The organism is Thermogutta sp. (assembly GCF_039793925.1).
Taxonomy (GTDB): domain Bacteria; phylum Planctomycetota; class Planctomycetia; order Pirellulales; family Thermoguttaceae; genus Thermogutta.
In genome coordinates, this window is sequence record NZ_JBAMME010000325.1 from 1 (window position 1) to 2,618 (window position 2,618).

General features: G+C 59.6%; 2 protein-coding genes. Both read right to left on the minus strand.

Annotation, left to right across the window (positions count from 1 at the left end; translation table 11 throughout):
- Nucleotides 1–123 precede the first annotated feature (123 nt).
- Nucleotides 124–867 (minus strand): glycosyltransferase, encoded by a 744-nt coding sequence (locus ABJK56_RS17585; RefSeq protein ID WP_347245980.1) that lies wholly within the window; start codon nucleotides 865–867, stop codon nucleotides 124–126.
- 12 nt (nucleotides 868–879) lie between these two features.
- On the minus strand, nucleotides 880–2,618 hold a 1,739-nt coding region (locus ABJK56_RS17590; RefSeq protein ID WP_347245981.1), incomplete at its 5' end, for a glycosyltransferase.

Genomic DNA, 2,618 nt, shown 5'->3' on the forward strand with positions numbered 1-2,618 from the left:
GCGTGTTTTTTGCCCCCTTCTTCGCGGCCCCCAATCGTAATCCATTGCGCGTATGCTTCGCGCCGAAGCTCGCGGTGATCCTTGAAAGAATAACGGTGAACAAGATAAGCGATATACAGGGCGTTAGGTGCATCCATGTCGCAACTCCAGCAGCTTTGCGGTGAATTCATCGAACTTCGGTGCTAGCACCGCCCGCGGGGGATCGGGCACGTGTTTTTCCGCCTCTTCATACCAGCCATTTCCGGGACGGTCCATCCACCACTGGCCGTGGTAATGTGCGGTGTGCCAGCGAAATATGTAGCTGTGTTTCGGGTATGTTTTCAGGGTGTCCAGGGGCGGCCCGCATTCCTGTTGCAGGGCCGCCATGAATCGCTGATCAAAGTCCGGCCCGGCTGTTTCATCCCAGCGGCTTTCGATGTGCGCCGTAAACGCAATTGACCCGTGAAACCGACCGTCAGCCTTTTCCGGCCGGATGTCACCGTGATAGTCCGTAAGTATTTCCGACGGCTTTGACCAACCCTTGCGCCGGCCGCGAAGGGTCTCGGCGTGGACGCCGAGGTGCCATGGTAAATAAACATCATCGTCATCAAACAGCACAAAGATGTCCGGGTGGTAGTCATTGAGGATTTCGCGCATAGCGGCATTATACTTGCCCGCCAGCGTCGAAAACCGCCGCGCACGGCGGTAGAGCGCGACGTAACGCGGCGGCGATGGGAAAAAGGCAATGTGATCAAAGGTGTCTCCGTCGTCGATCACGAACAAAGTCGCCTCGCAGTCGGCGGGTAGCGTTTGCAGCAGAAAACACGCCGTGGCGTTGCGGGCCGTCGCCACGCGGCGATAGACAGGCATGATGACGGCGATTTTCATGATTGACCTCCCTTAGTGTGGCCATTTGCTAAGCGGGCACTCCTGGTCGGCCCATTCGGCCTTTCCGCCGAACCCGCCGACTCCGCCCACCAGCATGCAACCGCAGACACTGCACCGGTCGTTGCCGTTTTGATCGACCGTTCGCTTATCACACAGCGCGCAGATATTCAGACGTTGTTCAAGGATTTCCCTTGAGACCTTTTGTGCCCCGCTTGCAACGTGTTCCCGTACCGCCCGTGCGAAGTTTTTCACCATTTGCCAAGCGCTGGGGAGTTGCGGGCGGTCGGCGGGATCGGCCGAAAGCACAGTAAGGCCCGCGCCGGTGCTGATATGGCGTATCGTAAGCCAGCCCGGGTGTTGCTTGACGAACCGCCGGATTGCCGGGCGCAGGCCCGGCCGGGACGGGTCGCTGGCGAACTCCCCGCAATGTTCCGTTCCGTGAATCACCGCCCGGCGTCGAGGCTTGTATCGTTCCAGGATTGCCAAAGCGGCATCGGCGTCGCATAGTCCCGCGATGACCAGGGCATCCACCCCGGGGACGCCGATTTTTTCGGGTTCGGCTTTCAGATAAACCAGCTCCGCGCTGCCGCGGACAGCAACTGCCTGGGGCCACCACCACTGAGGATTTTCAGGACTGATCGCGATGAGCTTGTGGGGCTGACCAGCAAGGCAGGCGGCCACTACGGACGGGCTTGGGCCGGTGACAACAACCGTGCCGGATCCGGAAATGGCGTCGCGGATGGCGTGGAAACAGTCTTCGCCTAGCTGTTGCTTTTCGTAGTCCACCCATGCCTGGAGACTCTCGAAATGGACCCGGGGCTTTCCACATCCACAGCCGGATTCGGTGGCTTTGGCCGGCGCCAGGGTTGTGCCTTCGGAAACTGTCGGCCAGTAGGGGGGAACGGTACTGGTTGTGGTGACGGAATGGGAAAGATACTGATCCCATTCAACACGACATTCGGCGTGCAAGGCGTCGAAGTCGCTTTCGCTCATTACAGGATGCTCATGAACGAAATGATTGCGAATGGCGGTTACGTCGAGGCCGAGTTCTAAAAACTCCAGAACGTAATTACGGACGCGCTCGCGCCAGATGTTTGGATAGGCCGTTGGCCGGGTTTGATTGTGAAACCGATGAATCCAGCGGAGAGCGGGCAGGCACCATGCCTTGCCGCCGCGGCGTCGCATCTTTTCGTGGATGTAGCACTCTTCACCTCCGAAGCCCCGGGCAAGGGGATTGAAACCGGGCCAATGCTTCTTCCGGCAGGCGAACAGGCCCAGGCCCATTGCCGGGATTTCAAATGCGGGCAAATGCGGTTCGAGTCCGCGCGGATCGGTTCCCCAAATGCCCCACATGCCGGCGCGCCATATCGGGTCGAAGTGCGTCCACACAGAGGCCCGGTCGTAGGACACCAGCGGCCCGGAGACCAGGGCTGGTTCCGGGTGGGCATTGAAAAAGTCCAGTAAAGCAGGAACCGCCCCCGGTGTAAGCAGGACGTGACAATCCATGACCATGACAATTTCTCCCGCCGCATGCTGAAAGACCGCATCCCGCGGTGCCGACGTGCCGACAGGTGAGGCCATGCGGATCAGCCGCGCCGGTACCTCCCTGATTGAAGACACATAGTGCTCGATATCACCGGCGAACGGCCCGTCGGGGTGGTTATCCACAACGATGACTTCCGCCTGATAGCGGCCCAAATCGTGATAGCAACGAAGGGCTTCCAGCGTAAAGAACAGGCCGTCGTAGTCGT